We start from the raw sequence: 232 nt of genomic DNA, 5'->3' as shown, positions 1-232 counted from the left end.
CCATTGGTCAACCTTGGCGCGGGCATGAAAAAGAAGTTAATTCTGTCGCCTTTAGTCCTGATGGCAAGTGGATTATCAGTGCCAGCAATGATTCTACAGTCCGCTTGTGGGATATTGACGGCAACCCCATTGGTCAACCTTGGCGCGGGCATGAAAAAGAAGTTAATTCTGTCGCCTTTAGTCCTGATGGCAAGTGGATTATCAGTGCCAGCAATGATTCTACAGTCCGCTT

The 232-nt window shown here is 47.8% G+C and carries 1 protein-coding gene; it reads left to right on the top strand.

Annotated features, from left to right (window positions below; translation table 11 throughout):
* The coding region (locus ACM0OY_RS40665; protein ID WP_414574342.1) for a WD40 repeat domain-containing protein at nt 1–232 on the top strand (232 nt) is incomplete at both ends.

Origin of the sequence: Nostoc sp. CCY 9925 (assembly GCF_963920935.1) — a bacterium.
Taxonomy (GTDB): domain Bacteria; phylum Cyanobacteriota; class Cyanobacteriia; order Cyanobacteriales; family Nostocaceae; genus Nostoc.
This window is presented reverse-complemented; position numbering and strand designations above follow the sequence as displayed.